Genomic DNA, 18084 nt, shown 5'->3' with positions numbered 1-18084 from the left:
GGACCGGGTGTCCGGACTGCGGGGGACACCGGCGGATGAGAGGGTCGGCGCGTGGAACGTGGAGCGGTGAAGGCCGTCGTGAGCAGGCCGTTCCGGCGGGCCGGGGCGACACTGGCGCGGTACCGGGAACGCGACGGTGACCACTACGCCGCGGCGATGACCTTCTTCAGCCTGCTCGCCCTGGTGCCGCTGATCATGGTCGCCGTCTCGGTGGCCGGGTTCGTGCTGGCCGGCGACCGGCTGCTGGCCGCCGAACTCGACCGGGTCATCGCCGCTTCGCTGCCGCCCGAACTGGGCGGGCAGGTCACGAGCGTCGTGCACACCGTCGTCGGGGAACGCGGGCGGATCGGGCTGCTCGCGCTGGCCGTCGCCGTCTACTCGGGCTGGAGCTGGATCAGCAACGTCCGGGACGCCGTCACCGCGATGCTCGGCCAGGAGCGCACCCCGCGCCCGCTGCTGCGTGGCATCGCCGCCGACGTCCTCGCGCTCGCCGGCGTGGGGATCGCCATGGCCGTCTCCTTCGGGCTGGCCTCGCTCACCGGCGCGGCCGGCGCGTGGCTGCTCGACCTGACCGGCCTGGCCGGCGGGTTCGCGCACGTCGTGCTCGTCGCGGGCTCGCTGCTGCTCGGGCTCGCGGCGAACTGGCTGGTCATCGCCTGGTGCCTGGCCCGGCTGCCGCGACGGCCGTTGCCGCTGCGCTCGACGCTGCGCCCGGCCGGGGCCGCCGCCGTCGGGCTCGGCGCGATCCAGCAGGCCGGCGGCCTCTACCTGCACCTGCTGGGACGTTCACCGGCCGTCGCGACGTTCGGCACGCTGGTCGGCGTCCTGCTCTTCGGCTACCTGATCGTGCGCTGGCTGCTCATGGTCACGGTGTGGATCACCGTCCGGGACGACCCGCCGGCCGGCACGCTCGGCGCCGACGTCCGCTACGCCGGGACGACGCTCGGCGCCGGGGCCTCGGCGGAGCTGGTGGTCCGCACGTTGACCGGCCGGTAACATACCCGGCTAAGCGCTTGCTCACCTCAGGAGGACGTTCGATGAAGATCGGGACCGCGGTCAGTTATGCCGGAGGCTTCGCCGAAAGCGTGGCGGACGTCGTCGAGCTGGAGAAGGCCGGTCTCGACGTCGTCTTCGTGCCGGAGGCGTACTCCTTCGACGCGGTCAGCCAGCTCGGGTACCTCGCGGCGAAGACCGAGCGCGTCCAGCTCGCGTCCGGGATCTTCCAGCTCTACACGCGCACGCCGAGCCTGACCGCGATGACCGCGGCCGGGCTCGACTTCGTCTCCGACGGCCGGTTCGTCCTCGGCCTCGGCGCGTCCGGCCCCCAGGTCATCGAGGGCTTCCACGGCGTGAAGTACGACGCGCCGCTGGCCCGCACCCGCGAGATCGTCGAGATCTGCCGCCAGGTGTGGCGCCGCGAACGGGTCGTCCACGAGGGCAAGCACTACACGATCCCGCTGCCGCCGGAGCAGGGCACCGGGCTCGGCAAGCCACTGAAGCTGATCAACCACCCGGTGCGGGAGCGGATTCCGGTGCTGCTGGCGTCGCTCGGGCCCAAGAACGTCGCGCTGACGGCCGAGATCGCCGAGGGCTGGCAGCCGATCTTCTTCCACCCGGAGAAGGCGGCCGACGTCTGGGGCGCGTCCTTGGCCGAGGGCAAGGCGAAGCGCGACCCGGCGCTGGGCGAGCTGGACACCTACGTCACCGTCGCGCTGGCGATCGGCGACGACGTCGAGGCGCTGCTGGACCACGTGCGCCCGGTCGTGGCCCTCTACGTCGGCGGGATGGGCGCGCGGGGCAAGAACTTCTACAACGACCTCGCCTGCCGCTACGGCTACGAGGCCGAGGCGAAGCTGATCCAGGACCTCTACCTCGACGGCAAGAAGGAAGAGGCCGCGGCGGCGGTCCCGCTGGACCTGCTGCGCGCGATCTCCCTCGTCGGCCCGGCCGGCTACGTGAAGGAGCGGCTGGCGGCGTTCGCCGAGGCGGGCGCGACGACGGTGATCGTCAACCCGCTGCAGCCGGGCCGCGAAGGCCGGGTGGCGGCGGTGTCGCAGCTGCGCGAGCTGATCGGCTGACCCTCACGCGGGCACGGCGTAGACGGCGACCCGCGCGTTGCCGAGGCCGGCGTCGTCGAACAGCCCGTCGCTGGTGATCAGGCGCAGTTCGGGGCCGGTGCCCTCGGGCGCGACGAGCGCGCTGTCGGGGGTGTTCGCCGGGGAGACGGCCGTCCGGCGCACGGTGAACCGCGTTTCGCGGCCGGCTGCGTCGCGCACCACGATCAGGGCGCCGGCCTTCAGCTTGTCGAGGTGGGCGAACGCGCCGTTCGCGTAACCGAACCCGGAGTGCCCGGACAGCACCGCGACGCCGGGGCTGCCCGGGGCCGGGCCGTCGGGGAACCAGCCGACGCCGAGCGCGGTGCCGGGCTGCTCGCGGCGGCCGCCGACGTGCCCGAGGTCGACGACGTGCTCGGCCGTCAGCCCGATGGCGGGGATCAGCAGCGCCACCGGCGGGGCGCCGGCGGTCCCGGGGCCGGCTTGGCCACCCGCGGCACCCGAGGGGACCGCGGTGACCGGCGCGAGCACGAAGGTGACGCCGACGAGCACGCCGGCCAGCCCGGCCACCACCGCGAGCACGGCACCGGCCGGCCGCACGAGCTGGGATCGCCGCTCGGGTCGCTTGGTCACTTCCGCCTGCTCCACACCGTTCCGATGTCTCAAGAGTCGGATTAGGCTGAGTGGCGTTACCGAATCGTGTCCAGCAGTGGCGAGGTTCACTCGATCGGGTTATCGGTCTGTGATCTGCGCGTCAGAAAGGCACGCCCGGAGGGGGTAAACCCGCAAATCAGCGGCAAACCGGCGTGAGATCCGCCAGAATCGGTGGTTTCGACCGGTCGAACTGGGGATAGTCACCAAGGTGGAAGTGAGGTGCGCCGGACTGTGCGGAAAATCGAAGAGCCTGGATCGGACACCGTGGGCGTGCTGGACGTCGGATCGTTCAGCGCCCGGCTGGTGGTGGTGCCGGTCGGCGGCACCACGCTCGAGCCGGTGCTGAACCACCAGACGCGCTTGCGCCTGGACCGCGAGCTCGACGGGCGCGGCCGGCTGACCGACCGCGGTGTCGCCGCCGTGACCGCCGCCGTCGCGGCCGGCATGACCACTGCCTACCGCCACGGTGTCACCGGGGTGTACCCGCTGGCGACGTCGTCCATCCGCGACGCGGCCAACTCGGCCGCCGTCGTCCGGCACGTCGCCGGGGAGACCGGGGTCGAGCTGCAGTTCCTGTCCGGCCGCCGGGAGGCGGAGCTGGCCTACCTGGCCGCGCGCCGCTGGTACGGCCCGAAGGCCGGTCCGCTGCTGATCCTCGACATCGGGGGCGGGACGGTGGAACTGGCGGCGGGCTGCGGCGAGCAGGCGACGTTCGCGCGGTCACTGCCGATGGGAGCACGTTCCCTGACCCGCGACTGGCTGCCGACCGAGCGGGTCACGGGCAAGCAGGTGAAGGCGCTGCGGGCGTACGCGCTGGACCAGGCGGCCACGGCGCTCGGAGCCGCGGACATCGCCGAGCACCGGACGGTCGGCTGCTCGAAGGTGCTCCAGCAGCTCGCGCGGCTGGCGGGCGCGCGACCGGGCAAGTCCCGTGACCTGCGGCTCGAGGACCTGCGCGCCTGGATCCCGCGGCTGGCCGCGATGCCGACGACAAAGCGGGCCGAACTGCCGGGCATCTCCCGCAACCGCGCCCACCAGGCGCTGGCCGGCGCGATCGTGGCCGAGGCACTCCTGACGGTCGCCGGTGGCGAGCTGACGATCTGCCCGTGGTCCACCCGCGACGGCCTGCTGCTCGCCCTGCGCGACGACGCCGCCAAGCACCGCCGCCGGGGTCCCGGGAAGGTCGCCTGAGGCCGCCGCCCCTGGTCGTGGCCGGGAAAACCGGGTATCCCGGAAGACATGAGCCAGACGCAGCGATCCCACGGCAAGGACGACGAAGACGACGAGCTCCCCAAGCTGCCCACCGCCGGGCAGCTGACGCACGACGTACCCACCGCGCCGGACCCGGACGTGCAGCCGGCCGGCACGGAGGAGATCCCGGACCCACCGGGCCGGTCGCTCGCGGACGACCTCCCGCAGTGACCGCCCGCAAGGTGACCGCCCCAGATCCGTGAATGGCCCATTGAGGGACTCTGAGTCCCTCAATGGGCCATTCACGGACTTCGACGTCAGCGCCCCCTCAACGCCCCTTCAGCGGCCTTCGGCGGTGATCGGGTTGGACGGCTCGGCGAACTGACGCACCTTCGCCGCGTCGCGGCGCATCGGCGCGCGGCCCGGGGGCTGGTGCGGCGGGTCGCCCGCGTCGATCTTCGGGATCGCGAACCGCCGGGGTTCGGCCGTGACCGTGACGCGCTCGCCGTGGTGCAGCACCTCGAGGGGCTCGCCGGCCAGCACGTGGTAGGTCGCCTGGTCGGGATCGATCTCGACCTGGAACCGCGTGCCGCGGAACATCAGGCGGAAGGTGATCCGGTCCAGCTGCGGCGGCAGCCGCGGCGCGAACGCCAGCGTGCCGCCGTGGTCGCGCAGCCCGCCGAACCCGGCCACCGCGCCCTGCCACGCCCCGGCCAGCGACGCCATGTGCAGGCCGTTGCGGACGTTGTTGTGCACGTCGTGCAGGTCGGTCAGCGCGGCCTCGGCGAGGTAGTCGTAGGCCAGCTCCAGGTGGCCCACCTCGGCCGCCACCACCGCCTGCGTGCCCGCCGACAGGGAGGAGTCGCGCACGGTCCGCGCCTCGTAGTAGGCGAAGTTGCGCGCCTTCTCCTCCATGCTGAACGAATCCCCGCACATGTGCAGGGCCAGCACCAGATCCGCCTGCTTCACGACCTGCTTGCGGTAGAGGTCGAAGTACGGGAAGTGCAGCAGCAGCGGGTAGTGCGCCATGTCGGTGCCCTCGTAGTCCCACTCGTCGTGGTCGAGGAACCCCTCCGACTGCGGGTGCACGCCGAGCTCCGGGTCGTAGGGCAGGTACATCGCCGCGGCGGCGGCGCGCCACGTGTCGAGCTCGACGGTGTCGACCTCGAAGCGGGCCGCGATGTCCGGGTGCCGCGTGCACGACTCCGCGGCGGCCAGCAGGTTCCGGCGCGCCATCAGGTTCGTGTAGACGTTGTTGTCCGCCACCGCCGAGTACTCGTCCGGCCCGGTGACGCCGTCGATGCGGAACGCGCCGTGCCGGTCGTGGTGGCCCAGCGACGCCCACAGCCGCGCGGTTTCCAGCAGCAGCTCGACGCCGTACGCGCGCTCGAACTCCTCGTCGCCGGTCGCGTTGAGGTAGCGCAGCACGGCGTCGGCGATGTCCGCGCTGACGTGGAACGCCGCCGTGCCCGCCGGCCAGTAGGCCGAGCACTCGGCGCCGTTGATCGAGCGCCACGGGAACGCCGCGCCGCGCAACCCCAGCTGGTGCGCGCGTTCCCTGGCCTTGTCCATTGTGGAGTGACGCCAGCGCAGCGCGTCGCGTGCGGCGTCCGGCATCGTGTAGGTGAGCACCGGCAGCACGAACGACTCGGTGTCCCAGAACGCGTGGCCGTCGTACCCCGGACCGGTGAGGCCCTTGCCGGCGATCGCCCGGCTCTCCCCGCGGGCGCCGGCCTGCAGGAGGTGGAACAGCGCGAACCGGACGGCCTGCTGCAGCTCCGGATCGCCCTCGATCTCGATGTCCGACGTGGCCCAGAACTCGTCGAGGAACGCGCGCTGCTCGGTGACCAGGCCCTTCCAGCCGGTCTGGCGGGCGCCCGCCAGCGCGGCCTCCACCTGCGAGCGCAGCGCGGGCACCGAACGCTGCGCCGACCAGCCGTAGGCGAGGAACTTCGTGATGCGGAGCTTGCCGCCCCGGGGGACGTCGACCGCGACGGTGAGCCGCGCGAGGTCCTCCTCGGAGTGGATGCGGGCGCGGATCCCGTCGTCCACCTCGATCTTGTGGTCCATCGCCGCGGCCATCCGCAGCCCGGAGCGGCGGGTCTGGTGCACCAGCACGGCGTTGTAGTCGGTGGCGCGGTGGAACTCGCCCACCAGCGGCGACTCCAGCGCCGCGGCGACCCGCGGGTCCCGGGTGTCGGACTCGATCGGCTCGTTGGCCAGCAGGTCGGACTGGACGACCAGCTGCAGGTCCTCGTCGAGCGGCTCGACCTCGTAGCGGATCGCGGCGATCGCGCGCTGGGTGAAGGACACCAGCCGTTCGGTGCGCACCCGCACGCGGCGCCCGGTCGGCGACGACCACTCCGTGGTCCGGGTCAGCGTGCCCCTGCGGAAGTCGAGCACCCGGTCGTGCGCGGTGGCCGCGCCGTAGCGCATGTCGAGCGGCTCGTCCTCGACCAGCAGCCGGATGATCTTGCCGTCGGTGACGTTGACGACGGTCTGGCCCTCTTCGGGGTAGCCGTAGCCGGCCTCGGCGTAGGGGAGCCCGTGTTCTTCGTAGAACCCGTTGAGGTAGGTGCCGGGCAGGCCGCGCGGCTCGGCCTCCTCGAGCGTGCCCCGCAGCCCGATGTGGCCGTTCGACACCGCGAACGCCGATTCGGTGCGCTGCAGGGCGTCGACGTCCATGCCGCGCCACCGCAGCTCCCACGGCGAGCATTCGTAGCCGTGCGGCTCCGTCATCGGTCCTCCAGCAGTTCGGCGAGGTCGTCGACGACGACGTCGGCGCCGTGCGCGCGCAGTTCTTCGGCCTGGTCGGCCCGGTTGACGCCGACGACGTACCCGAACCCGCCGGCCTTCCCGGCCTGGACGCCGGACTGGGCGTCTTCGAACACGGCGGCGTTTTCGGGTTTCACGCCGAGGGCTTCGGCGCCCGCCAGGAACGAATCCGGGGCGGGCTTGCCCCTGAGGTGCCGTTCCCGGATGGTGATGCCGTCGACGCGGGCTTCGACGTATTTGCTCAGGTCACCCGCGTCGAGCACCTTGGCGCCGTTCGCCGACGACGTCACGACGGCGATCCGGAGCCCGGCGGCCTTGACCGCTTCGAGGTAGCGGATCGAGCCGGGGTAGGGGCTCACGCCGCGCTCGTCGATGATTTTCAGGACCAGTTCGTTCTTCCGGTTGCCGACGCCGTTGATCGTCGGGGCGTCGACCGCGTCGTCCGGGTTGCCTTCCGGCAGCTCGATGCCGCGCGACTTCAGGAATTCACGCACCCCGTCGGCGCGCGGGCGGCCGTCCACATAGGTCGCGTAGTCCTTGTCCGTGAATTCCCGGAACCCGGCGCCGTCACGCGCGCGGAGAAATTCGTCGAATGTCCGTTTCCAGGCCTCACGATGGAGAACCGCTGTTCCGGTCAGCACCCCGTCGAGATCGAAAAGGCACGCGGTGATGGTTTCCGGCAATCCCGTCATGCCCGCACGCTACCGGTCCTCGCCGGGGCCGGTGGGTTCCCCCTGGTGCTTTTCCGGGTGCTCTTCGGGGTGGGGCCGCACGCGGTGGATCAGTTCGTGCACGGTCGCGTCCGCGAGCCGGTAGCGCACCACCCGCCCGTCGCGCCGGGTGGTGACCAGGCCGTGCGCCCGCAGCAGCCGCAGGGCCTGCGAAACCGCCGTGTCCGTCATGCCGGTGACCGCGGCGAGGTCGGTGACGCTGATTTCCCGCGCGTAGTGGATCGAGACGAGCAGTGCGAGCCGCGAGGGGTCGGCGACGACGGAGAAGCGCTGGGCCCACTCCTCGATGACGCCGCGGTCGCCGAGTCCGTCGACCGCGGCGGCCACCCGTTCCGGGTCGATCAGCCTGCGGGCGGGGTCGGTGCTCACCCCCGGATGATTCCACCCGGGGCCCGGGCCGACCACCGGTGGCCTGGGTCACGCGCCGCTTGACGGCGCCGGGGTGTCCGGGCGAGGCTGACGTTAAGACGCTTGTCATAGTTCCCGGGAGCCGAAGATGACCGATGTCGCCGCCGAGACCCGCTCGAAGACGATCACCTGGCAGGACCCGCTGGCGACCGCCCGGCTCGGCCTGACGATGACGGGTTTCGAGTACCTGACGGCGATCGCCGAGGGCCGCATCCCCGGCCCGCCGATCGCCGCGCACTTCGGCATGCGCTGGGAAAGCATCGGGCACGGCGAGGTCGTCGCGGTCATCGAGCCGGACGAGTCGATGTACAACCCGATCGGGATGGTCCACGGCGGTGTCGCGGCGACGATGCTGGACTCGGTGGTCGGCTGCGCGGTGCATTCGACGCTGCCGGCCGGGGTCGGCTACTCGTCGGTGGAGCTCAAGGTGAGCTACCTGCGGGCGATCCACGCCGGCCGCGGCGAGATCCGGGCGACCGGCCGCGTGGTGAAGGAGGGCTCGCGGATCGCCTTCGCCGAGGGCGAGATCCGCGACGCCGAGGGCAAGCTGCTCGCGACGGCGTCGGGAACCTGCGTCATCACGCGCTAGCGAGCTTCCTTGACGTCCCAGTGTTCGACGAGCAGGCCGTCTTCGACACGCAGGATGTCGACGACGGCGTAGGTGCTCCCCGGCAGCTGCACGCGCAGGTGCGCCACGACGAGGTCGTTCTCGGCGACGACGTGCTCGATCGTCGTGGTCCCGCCCATGAGCGGCGAGTTCTTCACGGCGTCGGCGAACGCGTCACGGCCGGAGGGGAGGCCGGGGCTGTGGGTCACGAAATCGGGGTGCAGGACGGCTTTCGCGGCGTCGATGTCCTTGTGCACGAACAGGTTCTCGAGACAGTCGACGACGATTTCGCGGGTTTCGCTCATGGCGTTCATGGTCGGCTTTCCGGGCGTGGCCGTCGATTACGTCGTAGGTAATCACCGCGGCGGGCGGACCCGGCGGCCGCGTACGGCGTCGCCGCCGCCGTAGCGGCCGATGATCGAGGCCAGGAGTTTCCGGGCGTTCTCGACGCCCGCGGTGCCGTACTCCGCGAGCAGTTCTTCGTGGAGGTCTTTGCGGAGGGTGCGCGTCGCGTCGACGGCGTCGCGGGCGTGCTCGGTGAGGTGCAGCAGCTTGGTCCGCGCGTCGTCCGGATCGGGCTCGCGGCGGACGAGGTTCCGGCGTTCGAGGTCGGCGACGGCCTTCGACGCGGCCTGCTGCGTCACCCCCATCCGCTCGGCCAGCGCGGTGATGGACGGCGGCGCGGCCAGGACGTGCTGGATGACGACGCCGTCGTTGAAGCGCAGGTCCCCGAAGCCCTGCTCGCCCAGCCGTCGCTGGACCTCGTCGGTCATCGCCCAGCCCGCGAAGAGGGCGGTGAGTGACAGATCGAGGGAGTCTGCCGTAGGATGCACAACCATGGTTGTGGAATCTAGCAGAGTGCCGGCCGAGCTGGCCGGGGAGTTCGTGCGCGTGGCGCACCGCATCGTGTGGTGCACGCTGGTGACGGTCGACCGCCGCGGCCGGCCGCGCTCCCGGGTCGTCCACCCGATCTGGGAGCGGACGCCGGAAGGCCTGTCCGGCTGGCTGTTCACCCGTCCGACGCCGCTGAAGGTCGCGCACCTGACGGCGTCGCCGTACGTGTCCTGCTCGTACTGGGACCCGCAGCACGAGGTGGCGGTGGCGGAGTGCCGGGCGGATTTCGCCGACGACGAGGCAACGCGCAAGTACCTGTGGGACCTGTTCGAGTCGACCCCGGAACCGTTGGGCTACGACCCGAAGATCCTGGGCGGCGAGGACCACCTGGATCCGAAGATCACGGTGCTGAGGTTGACCCCGTGGCGGGTCTCCACGGGCGGCGAAGCCTGGCGCGCGGCTTAGAACAGCTTCAACCGCCCTGCGGCGGCCGGTTCCGCGCATCGCGTGCGGCGCACCGGCCGAGCGCGCGGCTCGGAGGCCGCCGCATGGCCGTGAGGGATACCTTCATGGCTAAAGGTGCCCCTCACGGCTTGGAAAGTCAGGCAGCCCCGACCCGGCGGTCGAAGACCAGGCCTTCGGCCGCCCGCAGTCCCACGCTGATCGCGCCCGTCAGCACCGCGTCCTCGCCCAGTTCGCCCTGGACCACCTTCGGGACCAGCGGCGTGAACGCGCGCAGCGCCCTGTCGATCGGTTCCAGCAGCAGGTCGGCCGCCGTGCCCATGCCGCCGCCCAGGACGATCAGTTCCGGGTCGATCACCGCCGCCACCGACGCCACCGTGTACGCCAGGCGGTCCGCCTCGGTCTCGACCGCGCGGCGGGCGAGTTCGTCGCCTTCGCGGGCCAGGCGGAACACCTCGCGGGCCGATTTCGCCGTGCCCAGGCCGAGTTCGCGCGCGCCGCGGACGACCGACTGGGCCGCCGTCGCCTCCTCCAGGTGGCCGCGGGTCGGCGGCAGGCCCGGGGAGTCGGACGCGCGCGTGCGGCCGTACGGGAGGTAGCCGATCTCGCCCGCCGCGCCGGTGGCGCCGCGGAACACCCGGCCGTCGACCATCAGGCCCATGCCGACACCGGTGCCGATCGTGATGCAGCCGAACACGGACGCACCCCGCGCGGCGCCGCTCTCGCCCTCGCCGACGGCGGTGAGGTTCGCGTCGTTCTCCACCATCAGGTCCGGGCCCAGCGCGGCCTCGAGGTCGTCGAGCAGCCCGGCCCGGCCCCAGCCCGGCAGGTTCGGCGCGTGCCGGAAGCAGCGCTTGTCCGGGTCGGCGACGCCGGGGGAGCCGACGACGCGGACAACGATGTCGCCGGCCGTCAGGCCCGCTTCGGCGACGGCGTCGGCCGCGATCCGGCCCACCGCGGCGACCAGCGCCGCGCCGGAGCGCGCCGAGTTGCGCTCGTCGCGGCGCGCCACGAGCGTCCGGCCGAGGTCCGAGACGGCGACCCGGATGTGCTCGCGGCCGATGTCGACGCCCAGCACGTACCCCGCGGTCGGGTCGGCTTCGTACAGCACCGCGGACCGCCCGGTGCCGGTCGACGTGTGCCCGGTCGGGCGCGCCAGCCCGGCCGCCTCGAGCGCCAGCAGCGCCTGGCTGACCGTCGGCTTCGACAGCCCGGTGTCCTTCGCGACCTGCGGCCGGGTCGCCGGGCCGCTGCGGCGCAGCAGGTCCAGCACCGCCCGCTGGTTGATCTTGCGCATCCCGGCGGGGGTCCCGACCGTGGGTGTTTCTACGCCGGCCACCCGTGCCCGCCTCCAGTCTTCCTCGTCCTCCCTGCCAACTTAATGGCCGGGAGGAATACGCCCAGGCCGGCGCCCGTTGACCGGCACATGAGCACTCCGGTGCGCGGGCGGGTCCGCGTGGCACAAGGCGCGAAGCGGGTACGGGTGTTCCTCGGCGGGCAGGTCGTCGCGGACACGGTGCACCCCCTCCTGGTGTGGGAAGTTCCGTACTACCCCACGTACTACTTCCCACGCGCGGACGTGGAGAGCGGTCTTCTCACCCCCTCCGGCCGGACGTCGCACTCGCCCAGCCGGGGAGAAGGTGTTCTGTCGACGATAAAGGCTGCCGGGTCCGAGGCGGTGGACGGCGCGCTGGAGTACCCGGATTCGCCCATCGAGGAGCTTCGCGGCCACGTGCGGTTCGACTTCGCCGCCTTTGACTGGTTCGAAGAGGACGAACAGATCTTCACGCACCCGCGGGATCCCGGGGTGCGCGTCGACATCCTGCCGAGCTCGCGGCACATCCGGATCGAGGTGGGCGGCGTGACCGTGGCCGACACGGTCCGCGCGCACCTGCTGTTCGAGACCAACCTGCCCACCCGCTACTACCTGCCGCGCGTGGACGTCCGGATGGACCTGCTCGAGAAGACCGCGACCGTCACGCACTGCCCGTACAAGGGGGCGACGGAGTACTTCTCGGTGGCCGGGCACGAGGATCTCGCCTGGAGCTACCCGACGCCGCTGCCGGAGAGCACCCGTGTCGCCGGGCTGGTGGCCTTCCTCGACGAGAAGGTCGACGTCTACGTGGACGACGTCCTGCAGGAGCGGCCCAAGACCAAGTTCGCCTGACCGCTCACGCGTCCGGCAGCCAGTTCCCGTGGAACCCCGCGGGCACGCGCTGCGGCAGGCGGACGGTGGCGACGGGCGCGCCCGTGACGTTCCCGGCGTCGAAGACCACGAGGTCACTGCGGTCTTCCGCGGCGTCGTAGACGTAGGTGAGCAGCCAGCCTTCGCCGTCTTCGGCCGGGACGAACACGGCCTCGCCGGGGACGTGGCCGGGCGCGAAGACGTGCTCCGCGGACGTGCCGGTGTGCAGGTCGTGGCGGCGCAGGAAGCTCGGCCGGCCGTCCTTCCCGGACTGCGTGACGTGCCCGAAGCGGACGTCGGAACCGGCGAACCGGTCGTCGATCCGCGGGAACTCCGCGGGGCGGTCGTCGAGCCGCTCCTCGGCGACGCGGCCGGTCGCCGGGTCGAGCGTCCAGCGCCACAGCACCCCGCGCGCGGGGTCGTGGCCCTCCCACCACAGGTGGTCGTACCGGACGACGGTCACCACGATCCGGCCGCCGTCGGTGTCGTGGGCGTTCAGCGTGTGGAAGACGTAGCAGGGCTCGACGTCGAACCACCGGACGCCGCCGGCCGGGTCGTCGCGGCGCAGCACGCCGAGGCGCGCGCCGTAGCCGGCGTCCCAGCGGTAGGGCATGCCCCGGCCCACCGACGCCCGGTCGAACACCACCGGCAGGTCGTAGAACACCGCGTGGGACGCGGTGAGCGCGAAGTCGTGCATCATCGTCAGGCCCGGCACGTCGATCGGCTGCCGGACGACCAGCCTCCCGCTCGCGTCGGCGCGGTAGTAGCTCACGTGCGGCGCGGTGATGCTGCCGTAGCCGAAGAAGTGCAGCTCCCCGGTCGCCGGGCAGATCTTCGGGTGCGCGGTCATCGAGTCGGCCAGTGCGCCGCCGAAGTCGTACGCGCCCACGGTGTCCAGCTCGGTCGTGATCTCGTACGGCAGCGACGATTCGACGAGCGCGAGCGTCCGGCCGGCGTGGTTGACGACGTGGGTGTTCGCGACGCTGGTGCGCAGGTTCCGGGTGCCGTCGGCGTTGTAGAGCGTCGAATCCGGGTCGTCGAAGCTTTCGGTGCGCACCCAGCGGTTGCGGTACCAGGCGGCCCGGCCGCCTTCGAGGCGGACGCCGTGGACCATGCCGTCGCCGGTGAACCAGTGCCGGCTGTCGGTCCGCGGGTTGGGGCCGTTGCGCAGGTACCAGCCGGTCAGCTCGGGCGGCAGCGCGCCGGTCACCGGCAGGTCGGACGCGGTCAGCTCGTCGTGGACGGGCGCGTAGGCCCCGGTGAGGTGGAAGTCGGTGGTGGTCACGGTGTCACGCGGCTTTCTGCGCGCGGGCGCGGACGATGCGCGGGTAGCGGATGGTGAAGGCGACGGGCACGGCGAAGCCGAGGACCTTGAGCGCGATCAGCGCGGCCGTCGCGTGCGGGGCGAAGTTCAGCAGCGCGATGCCGGCGAGGCCGGTGATGGTGAAGCTCGCGGCCCACACGAGCGTGATGACCAGGTTGACGCGCTTGAAGACCGGGTTGTCCCACAGCTCCGGCGGGGTCATGGTCCGCGCGATGCCGAGGGTGAACGGGTGCCGCAGGAGGATCGAGCCCCAGGCGGTGAGCGCCAGCCAGGCGTCGGTGAGCGCGCCGGTGTAGGTCTTCAGCGGCGAGGCCGGGAAGCCGAACGCGACCGCGGTGAGCAGCACGAAGAAGGCGAGTGCGCTCCATTCGATGATCAGCGTGTCCGCCTTGCGCCCGTCGCGGCGGGCCAGCACGAGCAGGGCGGCGGCCAGCACGAGCCCGGTCAGGCCCGACCAGCGCCAGTCGAACTGCGTGGCGACGATCGCGAAGGCGATCCACGGGACGAAGCTCTTGAGGTAGTTCACGAGTGGTCTCCCCATGACGTTCCAACTGTGACAGGTCGAACGTAGAGGCTCCTGCTTTGACATGTCAATAGTGGAAGGTAGAGTGGCGCTATGAGCCTTCGACACGCTGTCCTCGGGATGCTGGACGAGGCGCCGGCCAGCGGCTACGACCTGCTGAGGCGCTTCGAGCAGGCGATGTCCAACGTCTGGGCGGCGACGCAGAGCCAGCTCTACGGCGAGCTCGGCAAACTCGAGAAGGCGGGCCTGATCCGCGTGCTCGCCGAAGGCCCGCGCGGGCGCAAGGAGTACGAGATCACCGGCGCCGGCCGCGTGGAGCTGCGGCACTGGCTGGTCGAGGTCAAGCCCAACCGGTCCCCGCGCAACGAGGTGCTGCTGCGCGTCTACTTCCTGGGCTCGGTCCCGCCCGGCGAGGCGCGGAAGTTCATCGAGTACATGGGCGAGAACAGCCGCGAGCGCGAAGAACGCCTCACGGAGCTGGAAGCATCGATCGACTGGGGCGACGACAACGCGGCGCAGTACGGCCGCCTGGTCCTGGAATGGGGCAAACGCTTCTCCGCGATGAGCCGCGAATGGTCGGAGTGGGCGGTCAAGCAGATCGAGTGAGCAGCGTATAACGCCCTATACCGCCCCGCTCGGCTCCGCCGCCCCCGCAACCACACGAGTTGACCCGCTAATCACGCGAGTTGACTCGGTAATCACCAGCGTCGACCCGCTCATCACGCGAGTCGACTCGGCAACCACACGTGTCGGCTCCGCAATCACGTGAGCCGACCCTCCAGGCACGCGGGCCGACCTTGTGGCTCCGTGAGCCGACCTTCCAGGTGCGCGGGTCGACCCTGGGCTTCGTGAGCCGACTCTCCAGCTGCGTGGGCCGACCCTCCAGGTGCGTGAGCCGACCTCCAGGTACGCGGGCCGACCTCGTGGCTCCGTGAGCCGACTCTCCAGGTATGCGGGTCGACCCTGTGGCTCGTGAACCCACGCTCCGGATGCGCGGGTCGACCCGGGGGTTCGTGAGCCGGCTCTCCAAGTACCCGAGTCGACCCTCCGGGTACGCGAGCCGACCCTCCGGATGCAAGAACCGTTCCGTCCGGGCCGATGTTCAAGCCGCGTGGTGGCCGTGTGCCTGCCGCCGGAACGGGCGGGGGCGCGGGCGGGCCGCGGGACCCTCCGGCGCGGCGCCCGACGTCGCGGTGGAGTTGTCGGCCGTCGCCGCCGGACGTGGGGCTTGCCGGCCTCGGTGACCACGGTGGACCGCGTACAGCAGCACCAAACCGAGGACCACCAGCACGTGCGTCGCCAGGCGGGCCACTGTCACCTGGCCTGTCACCAGGTCGCCCGCCGACAGCGCGAACAGCACGCCGACGAATCCCGTCAGCGGCGGCAGCTGACCGCCCGCCAGGCGCGGGCGCAGGGCCGCCGTCAGCAGGCCGATGCCCACCGCCAGGTTCCACGCGCCGCTCTCGTGGGCCAGATGTCCCGGCATCGCGTCGTGCGTCGTGCCCAGCAGCTGGGCGAACGCCAGCCCGAGCTGGGCGATCGCCACCACGGCCAGCGCGATCCGCAGGCCCCAGCCTTCACCGGCCGGGGCGGGTGTGCGCTCGAGGATCGACGCCGTGAGGTCCGGGACCGCCGGTGCCGGGCGCAGCAGCATCGCGCGCCGCAGCCGTTCCGCGCCGGTGAACCACTCGCGGCACGCCGCGCAGCCGTCGAGATGCCGGTCGACCGCGCCCGGCGGACCCGGCTCGGCCTCGCCGTCGAGCCTCGCCGACAGCCCTTCGCGGCATTCTTCGCACCTCACCTCCCAGTAGTCGGAAGGCCGGGGCGGAAGGTTCCCGGTCACTGCTAGCGTCGCCGTCATGACCCGTGGTGAGGACGACGAGCGCGTCACGGCCCTCGCGCTGGCCGCCGGGCGCGGCGACCGCCGGGCGCTGGAGGAGTGGGTCCGCGCGTCGCAGGCCGACGTCTGGCGCTTCCTCGCGCACCTCACCGACGCGTCCCAAGCCGACGACCTGACGCAGGAAACCTACCTTCGCGCCTTCGGCAGCCTTCGCCGCTTCGCCGGGCGTTCGTCTTCGCGGACCTGGCTGCTGTCGATCGCGCGGCGGGTCGTCGTCGACCAGATCCGGGCCGCGGGCGCCCGGCCCAAGATCGCCGACACCGACTGGGAAGCCGCCGCCGAACGCACCCGCGACACCGCGGCCGGCTTCGAGGAGCTCGTCGAGCTGGGCCTGCTCCTCGACGGCCTGGACCCCGAGCGGCGCGAGGTGCTCGTGCTGACCCAGGTCCTCGGCCTGTCCTACGCCGAGGCCGCCGACGTCTGCGGCTGCCCGGTCGGCACCGTCCGCTCCCGCGTCGCCCGGGCCCGCGAGGACCTGGTCCAGGCGCGCCGCGCCCGCGGCTCCGACGCCGGCTGACCCGCACGGCGCAATCGCTTGCGCCGTCCGGCACCGACACGACCACGCCGCGGGGCGCGAAGTCAGGGGCGGACGCCGGGGCCGTAGCGCCGCGCCATCCCGGTCAGCCACTCGCGGCCGACGGGATTCGCCGTGTGGACGTGCACCACCGCCGGCCAGCGGTCGTGCTCGCACAGCCAGCGCACGACCGGGCGGGTCGTGTCGTCGCCACCGAGGTCGTGGTCCAGCGAGATCGCGGCGAACTCGCCTCCGGCCAGCAGCTCGATCGCTTCCGCGCTCGTCTTCGCCCAGGTCCAGCCGGGCGGCGCGGGGCGGAGGTCGTCGACCCAGAGGCGGCTCACGAGGCCAGCAGCTCGCGGGTGCGGGCCTGGTCCCCGGCCGGGCCGAAGGGCATCACCAGCAGCTCGGTCGCACCCGCGTCTTCGAGCGCCTTCACCTGGCGCCGCACGGTTTCCTCGTCGCCGATGATCGCGCTGTCGGAGGCCCGGGCGTAGCCGTCGCGGTCCAGGATCGCGCGGTACGCCGGGACGCTCGCGGCCGCGCCGTACGTCTCCTCGACCCAGGCGCGGCGTTCGTCCACTTCGGACGTGACGCAGATCAGCTGCCCGGAGACGACGCGCGACTCCGCACCCAGCGACGGCGCCACGAACTCGCCGATCGCCCGCGGGCCCGCCCAGGTCGTGATCACGCCGTCGGCCAGGTCGCCGGCCAGCCGGGTCGACTTCGGGCTCACCGAGCCGACCAGCAGGGACGGCCGCCCGGCGCCCGGGGCGTTGACCCCGCCCGCCGCGGTGAGCGTCTCGCCGTGGACGTCCGCCGTTTCCCCGCGCAGCACCGGGTTCAGCGCCTCCAGGTACTCGCGCAGGTGCCGCAGCGGGCGGTCGTAGGAGTAGCCGAACTCGTGCTCGACGATGTGGCGGTGGCTCAGCCCGACACCGAGGTGGACCGGCACCCCGGTGGCGGCCTGCACGGTCAGCGCCTGCGCGGCCATCGTGATCGGGTGCCGCGGGTAGGTGGGCACGACGCACGTGCCCAGCTCGATCCCGGGCGCCGCGGCGGCGAGCGCCGGCAACGCCGTGAGCGCGTCCCAGCCGCCGCGCTGCGCCAGCCAAAGGGTCTGGTAGCCGAGCTTCGCCGCTTCGCGCGCTTGCGTGGTCATGGCGTCGAAGCCGACGCCGAGTTCGTCGATCAGGATTCCGGTGCGCATCTGTGTCCCCGGTTCTGGTAAGCCCGCTCGAGCCGCTTCCGGTCGAGCGCGACGGATTCGCTGAACAGCGCGATGGCCCGCGGCGCGACGGCACGCAGCTGCGTCGTCGAGACGGCCAACGGCTCGAAGGCGTGGGCGACGGTGTCGGCGATCAACGCGGGCTCCGGCGGGGGGTTGCCGACGAGGAAGCCGTGCAGCACCGCCCGGTAGGCGATCGCGAGCTCGCCGGCCGGCCGGTCGGTGCGGAGCAGGTCGTGGGCCGCCAGCAGTTCGAGGTACTCGACGAAGGCCTCGTCGTGCCGTGGGTCCAGCTGGTCGTGCAGCTTCGGCAGGAGCTTGCCGAGCGTGCCGGCGTCGTCGGCGTGCCCGGCGCGCAGCAGGGGGTGGGCCAGCACGTTCGTGTACTGGATCCGGGTGAGCGTGGCGAGCCGGGTGGCGAGCGGGTCGGCCTCCATGGCCCGGACGAGGTCTTCGATGGCGCGCACGGACTCCCGCAGCAGCACGGCCAGGAAGAGCTCTTCGCGGTTCTTCCAATGCAGGTAGACGGTCCCCTTGCCGGTGACGGCCCGCTCGGCGACGTCCTCGATCGTGGTGCGGCGGTACCCGGCGCGCAGCAGCAGCTCGGCGGCGGCGTCGAGGATCCGCTCGGCTCGTTCGGCGCGGTCTTCGGCAGGGGGCACGAAGCCATCGTATGACCAAATACGAAATCTGG

The 18084-nt window shown here is 72.2% G+C and carries 22 protein-coding genes; 9 read left to right on the top strand and 13 right to left on the bottom strand.

Annotated elements, in window-relative coordinates:
• The first annotated feature begins 51 nt into the window (after window positions 1-51).
• Both ACGFMK_RS22250 and ACGFMK_RS22245 read left to right on the top strand, forming a co-directional pair.
• Window positions 52-996 (top strand): YihY/virulence factor BrkB family protein, encoded by a 945-nt coding sequence (locus ACGFMK_RS22250; protein WP_392766160.1) that lies wholly within the window; start codon window positions 52-54, stop codon window positions 994-996.
• 41 nt (window positions 997-1037) lie between these two features.
• Window positions 1038-2078, top strand: coding sequence for an LLM class F420-dependent oxidoreductase (locus ACGFMK_RS22245; RefSeq protein WP_392766157.1), 1041 nt, complete (start codon window positions 1038-1040; stop codon window positions 2076-2078).
• Window positions 2079-2081: 3 nt separating this feature from the next.
• On the opposite strand, the gene ACGFMK_RS22240 is transcribed toward ACGFMK_RS22245, so the two are convergent.
• A complete protein-coding gene (locus ACGFMK_RS22240; RefSeq protein ID WP_392766154.1) occupies window positions 2082-2687 on the bottom strand; it encodes a class F sortase in 606 nt (201 codons plus the stop codon).
• Between the two features lie 252 nt (window positions 2688-2939).
• On the opposite strand from ACGFMK_RS22240, the gene ACGFMK_RS22235 reads away from it, so the two are divergent.
• Window positions 2940-3899: a Ppx/GppA phosphatase family protein gene (locus ACGFMK_RS22235; RefSeq protein ID WP_392766151.1), complete on the top strand. Its 960-nt coding sequence runs from the start codon at window positions 2940-2942 to the stop codon at window positions 3897-3899.
• Window positions 3900-3947: 48 nt separating this feature from the next.
• Window positions 3948-4130, top strand: a complete 183-nt coding sequence (locus tag ACGFMK_RS22230; RefSeq protein ID WP_392766148.1) for a hypothetical protein — start codon at window positions 3948-3950, stop codon at window positions 4128-4130.
• A gap of 108 nt (window positions 4131-4238) precedes the next feature.
• On the opposite strand, the gene ACGFMK_RS22225 is transcribed toward ACGFMK_RS22230, so the two are convergent.
• The 3 genes from ACGFMK_RS22225 to ACGFMK_RS22215 are packed head-to-tail and all read right to left on the bottom strand — an operon-like array spanning window position 4239 to window position 7774.
• Window positions 4239-6638, bottom strand: coding sequence for a glycoside hydrolase family 65 protein (locus ACGFMK_RS22225; RefSeq protein ID WP_392766146.1), 2400 nt, complete (start codon window positions 6636-6638; stop codon window positions 4239-4241).
• Window positions 6635-7366 carry an HAD family hydrolase gene (locus ACGFMK_RS22220; RefSeq protein ID WP_392766143.1) on the bottom strand — a complete coding sequence of 244 codons (732 nt, stop codon included), beginning with the start codon at window positions 7364-7366 and terminating at the stop codon, window positions 6635-6637. The genes ACGFMK_RS22225 and ACGFMK_RS22220 overlap by 4 nt, the downstream gene beginning before the upstream one ends.
• A gap of 9 nt (window positions 7367-7375) precedes the next feature.
• A complete protein-coding gene (locus ACGFMK_RS22215; protein WP_392766139.1) occupies window positions 7376-7774 on the bottom strand; it encodes an ArsR/SmtB family transcription factor in 399 nt (132 codons plus the stop codon).
• Between the two features lie 127 nt (window positions 7775-7901).
• On the opposite strand from ACGFMK_RS22215, the gene ACGFMK_RS22210 reads away from it, so the two are divergent.
• A complete protein-coding gene (locus tag ACGFMK_RS22210) occupies window positions 7902-8402 on the top strand; it encodes a PaaI family thioesterase (protein WP_392766136.1) in 501 nt (166 codons plus the stop codon).
• Here ACGFMK_RS22210 and ACGFMK_RS22205 read toward each other — a convergent pair.
• Together ACGFMK_RS22205 and ACGFMK_RS22200 are read right to left on the bottom strand one after the other, a co-directional pair.
• The gene (locus ACGFMK_RS22205; RefSeq protein WP_392766134.1) at window positions 8399-8725 is read right to left on the bottom strand and encodes a nuclear transport factor 2 family protein; all 327 of its coding nucleotides are present in this window, start codon (window positions 8723-8725) and stop codon (window positions 8399-8401) included. The genes ACGFMK_RS22210 and ACGFMK_RS22205 overlap by 4 nt on opposite strands.
• 51 nt (window positions 8726-8776) lie before the next feature.
• The gene (locus ACGFMK_RS22200) at window positions 8777-9259 is read right to left on the bottom strand and encodes a MarR family winged helix-turn-helix transcriptional regulator (RefSeq protein WP_392766131.1); all 483 of its coding nucleotides are present in this window, start codon (window positions 9257-9259) and stop codon (window positions 8777-8779) included.
• Here ACGFMK_RS22200 and ACGFMK_RS22195 point away from each other — a divergent pair.
• Window positions 9258-9719, top strand: coding sequence for a pyridoxamine 5'-phosphate oxidase family protein (locus ACGFMK_RS22195; RefSeq protein ID WP_392766128.1), 462 nt, complete (start codon window positions 9258-9260; stop codon window positions 9717-9719). The two genes, ACGFMK_RS22200 and ACGFMK_RS22195, sit on opposite strands and share 2 nt — an antisense overlap.
• Window positions 9720-9855: 136 nt before the next feature.
• Here ACGFMK_RS22195 and ACGFMK_RS22190 read toward each other — a convergent pair whose 3' ends face one another.
• Window positions 9856-11055 carry an ROK family protein gene (locus ACGFMK_RS22190; protein ID WP_392766125.1) on the bottom strand — a complete coding sequence of 400 codons (1200 nt, stop codon included), beginning with the start codon at window positions 11053-11055 and terminating at the stop codon, window positions 9856-9858.
• An 87-nt stretch (window positions 11056-11142) separates the two neighbouring features.
• Here ACGFMK_RS22190 and ACGFMK_RS22185 point away from each other — a divergent pair, with 87 nt between their 5' ends.
• Window positions 11143-11883, top strand: coding sequence for a DUF427 domain-containing protein (locus ACGFMK_RS22185; RefSeq protein WP_392766122.1), 741 nt, complete (start codon window positions 11143-11145; stop codon window positions 11881-11883).
• A 4-nt stretch (window positions 11884-11887) separates the two neighbouring features.
• On the opposite strand, the gene ACGFMK_RS22180 is transcribed toward ACGFMK_RS22185, so the two are convergent.
• Entirely contained in the window at window positions 11888-13186 is a 1299-nt protein-coding gene (locus ACGFMK_RS22180) for a carotenoid oxygenase family protein (RefSeq protein ID WP_392766120.1), read from the bottom strand.
• Between the two features lie 4 nt (window positions 13187-13190).
• Window positions 13191-13766, bottom strand: coding sequence for a hypothetical protein (locus ACGFMK_RS22175; RefSeq protein ID WP_392766117.1), 576 nt, complete (start codon window positions 13764-13766; stop codon window positions 13191-13193).
• Between the two features lie 75 nt (window positions 13767-13841).
• On the opposite strand from ACGFMK_RS22175, the gene ACGFMK_RS22170 reads away from it, so the two are divergent.
• On the top strand, window positions 13842-14354 hold the full coding sequence (locus tag ACGFMK_RS22170; RefSeq protein ID WP_392766114.1) for a PadR family transcriptional regulator: 513 nt from the start codon (window positions 13842-13844) through the stop codon (window positions 14352-14354).
• A 496-nt stretch (window positions 14355-14850) separates the two neighbouring features.
• On the opposite strand, the gene ACGFMK_RS22165 is transcribed toward ACGFMK_RS22170, so the two are convergent.
• Complete coding sequence (locus ACGFMK_RS22165; RefSeq protein WP_392766111.1) at window positions 14851-15549, bottom strand: zf-HC2 domain-containing protein; 699 nt, start codon at window positions 15547-15549, stop codon at window positions 14851-14853.
• Between the two features lie 58 nt (window positions 15550-15607).
• Here ACGFMK_RS22165 and ACGFMK_RS22160 point away from each other — a divergent pair, with 58 nt between their 5' ends.
• Window positions 15608-16165: a sigma-70 family RNA polymerase sigma factor gene (locus ACGFMK_RS22160; protein WP_392766108.1), complete on the top strand. Its 558-nt coding sequence runs from the start codon at window positions 15608-15610 to the stop codon at window positions 16163-16165.
• 62 nt (window positions 16166-16227) lie between these two features.
• Here ACGFMK_RS22160 and ACGFMK_RS22155 read toward each other — a convergent pair whose 3' ends face one another.
• The 3 genes from ACGFMK_RS22155 to ACGFMK_RS22145 are packed head-to-tail and all read right to left on the bottom strand — an operon-like array spanning window position 16228 to window position 18052.
• Window positions 16228-16506: a cyclic-phosphate processing receiver domain-containing protein gene (locus ACGFMK_RS22155; RefSeq protein WP_392766106.1), complete on the bottom strand. Its 279-nt coding sequence runs from the start codon at window positions 16504-16506 to the stop codon at window positions 16228-16230.
• Complete coding sequence (locus ACGFMK_RS22150; protein ID WP_392766103.1) at window positions 16503-17372, bottom strand: TIGR03564 family F420-dependent LLM class oxidoreductase; 870 nt, start codon at window positions 17370-17372, stop codon at window positions 16503-16505. The genes ACGFMK_RS22155 and ACGFMK_RS22150 overlap by 4 nt, the downstream gene beginning before the upstream one ends.
• A complete protein-coding gene (locus ACGFMK_RS22145) occupies window positions 17354-18052 on the bottom strand; it encodes a TetR/AcrR family transcriptional regulator (protein ID WP_392766100.1) in 699 nt (232 codons plus the stop codon). Before ACGFMK_RS22145 ends, ACGFMK_RS22150 begins: the two co-directional genes overlap by 19 nt.
• Between the last annotated feature and the right edge of the window lie 32 nt (window positions 18053-18084).

This window comes from Amycolatopsis sp. NPDC049252, from assembly GCF_043197175.1.
Classification (GTDB): Bacteria; Actinomycetota; Actinomycetes; order Mycobacteriales; family Pseudonocardiaceae; genus Amycolatopsis.
This window is presented reverse-complemented; position numbering and strand designations above follow the sequence as displayed.

Excerpts from the sequence above, each read along its gene's own strand:
- ACGFMK_RS22185 (WP_392766122.1), top strand. The coding sequence starts at position 11,143 with ATGAGCACTCCGGTGCGCGGGCGGGTCCGCGTGGCACAAGGCGCGAAG.
- ACGFMK_RS22210 (WP_392766136.1), top strand. The coding sequence starts at position 7,902 with ATGACCGATGTCGCCGCCGAGACCCGCTCGAAGACGATCACCTGGCAG.
- ACGFMK_RS22195 (WP_392766128.1), top strand. The coding sequence starts at position 9,258 with ATGGTTGTGGAATCTAGCAGAGTGCCGGCCGAGCTGGCCGGGGAGTTC.
- ACGFMK_RS22245 (WP_392766157.1), top strand. The coding sequence starts at position 1,038 with ATGAAGATCGGGACCGCGGTCAGTTATGCCGGAGGCTTCGCCGAAAGC.
- ACGFMK_RS22175 (WP_392766117.1), bottom strand. The coding sequence starts at position 13,766 with ATGGGGAGACCACTCGTGAACTACCTCAAGAGCTTCGTCCCGTGGATC.
- ACGFMK_RS22160 (WP_392766108.1), top strand. The coding sequence starts at position 15,608 with ATGACCCGTGGTGAGGACGACGAGCGCGTCACGGCCCTCGCGCTGGCC.
- ACGFMK_RS22205 (WP_392766134.1), bottom strand. The coding sequence starts at position 8,725 with ATGAGCGAAACCCGCGAAATCGTCGTCGACTGTCTCGAGAACCTGTTC.
- ACGFMK_RS22200 (WP_392766131.1), bottom strand. The coding sequence starts at position 9,259 with ATGGTTGTGCATCCTACGGCAGACTCCCTCGATCTGTCACTCACCGCC.
- ACGFMK_RS22150 (WP_392766103.1), bottom strand. The coding sequence starts at position 17,372 with ATGCGCACCGGAATCCTGATCGACGAACTCGGCGTCGGCTTCGACGCC.
- ACGFMK_RS22170 (WP_392766114.1), top strand. The coding sequence starts at position 13,842 with ATGAGCCTTCGACACGCTGTCCTCGGGATGCTGGACGAGGCGCCGGCC.
- ACGFMK_RS22230 (WP_392766148.1), top strand. The coding sequence starts at position 3,948 with ATGAGCCAGACGCAGCGATCCCACGGCAAGGACGACGAAGACGACGAG.
- ACGFMK_RS22225 (WP_392766146.1), bottom strand. The coding sequence starts at position 6,638 with ATGACGGAGCCGCACGGCTACGAATGCTCGCCGTGGGAGCTGCGGTGG.
- ACGFMK_RS22220 (WP_392766143.1), bottom strand. The coding sequence starts at position 7,366 with ATGACGGGATTGCCGGAAACCATCACCGCGTGCCTTTTCGATCTCGAC.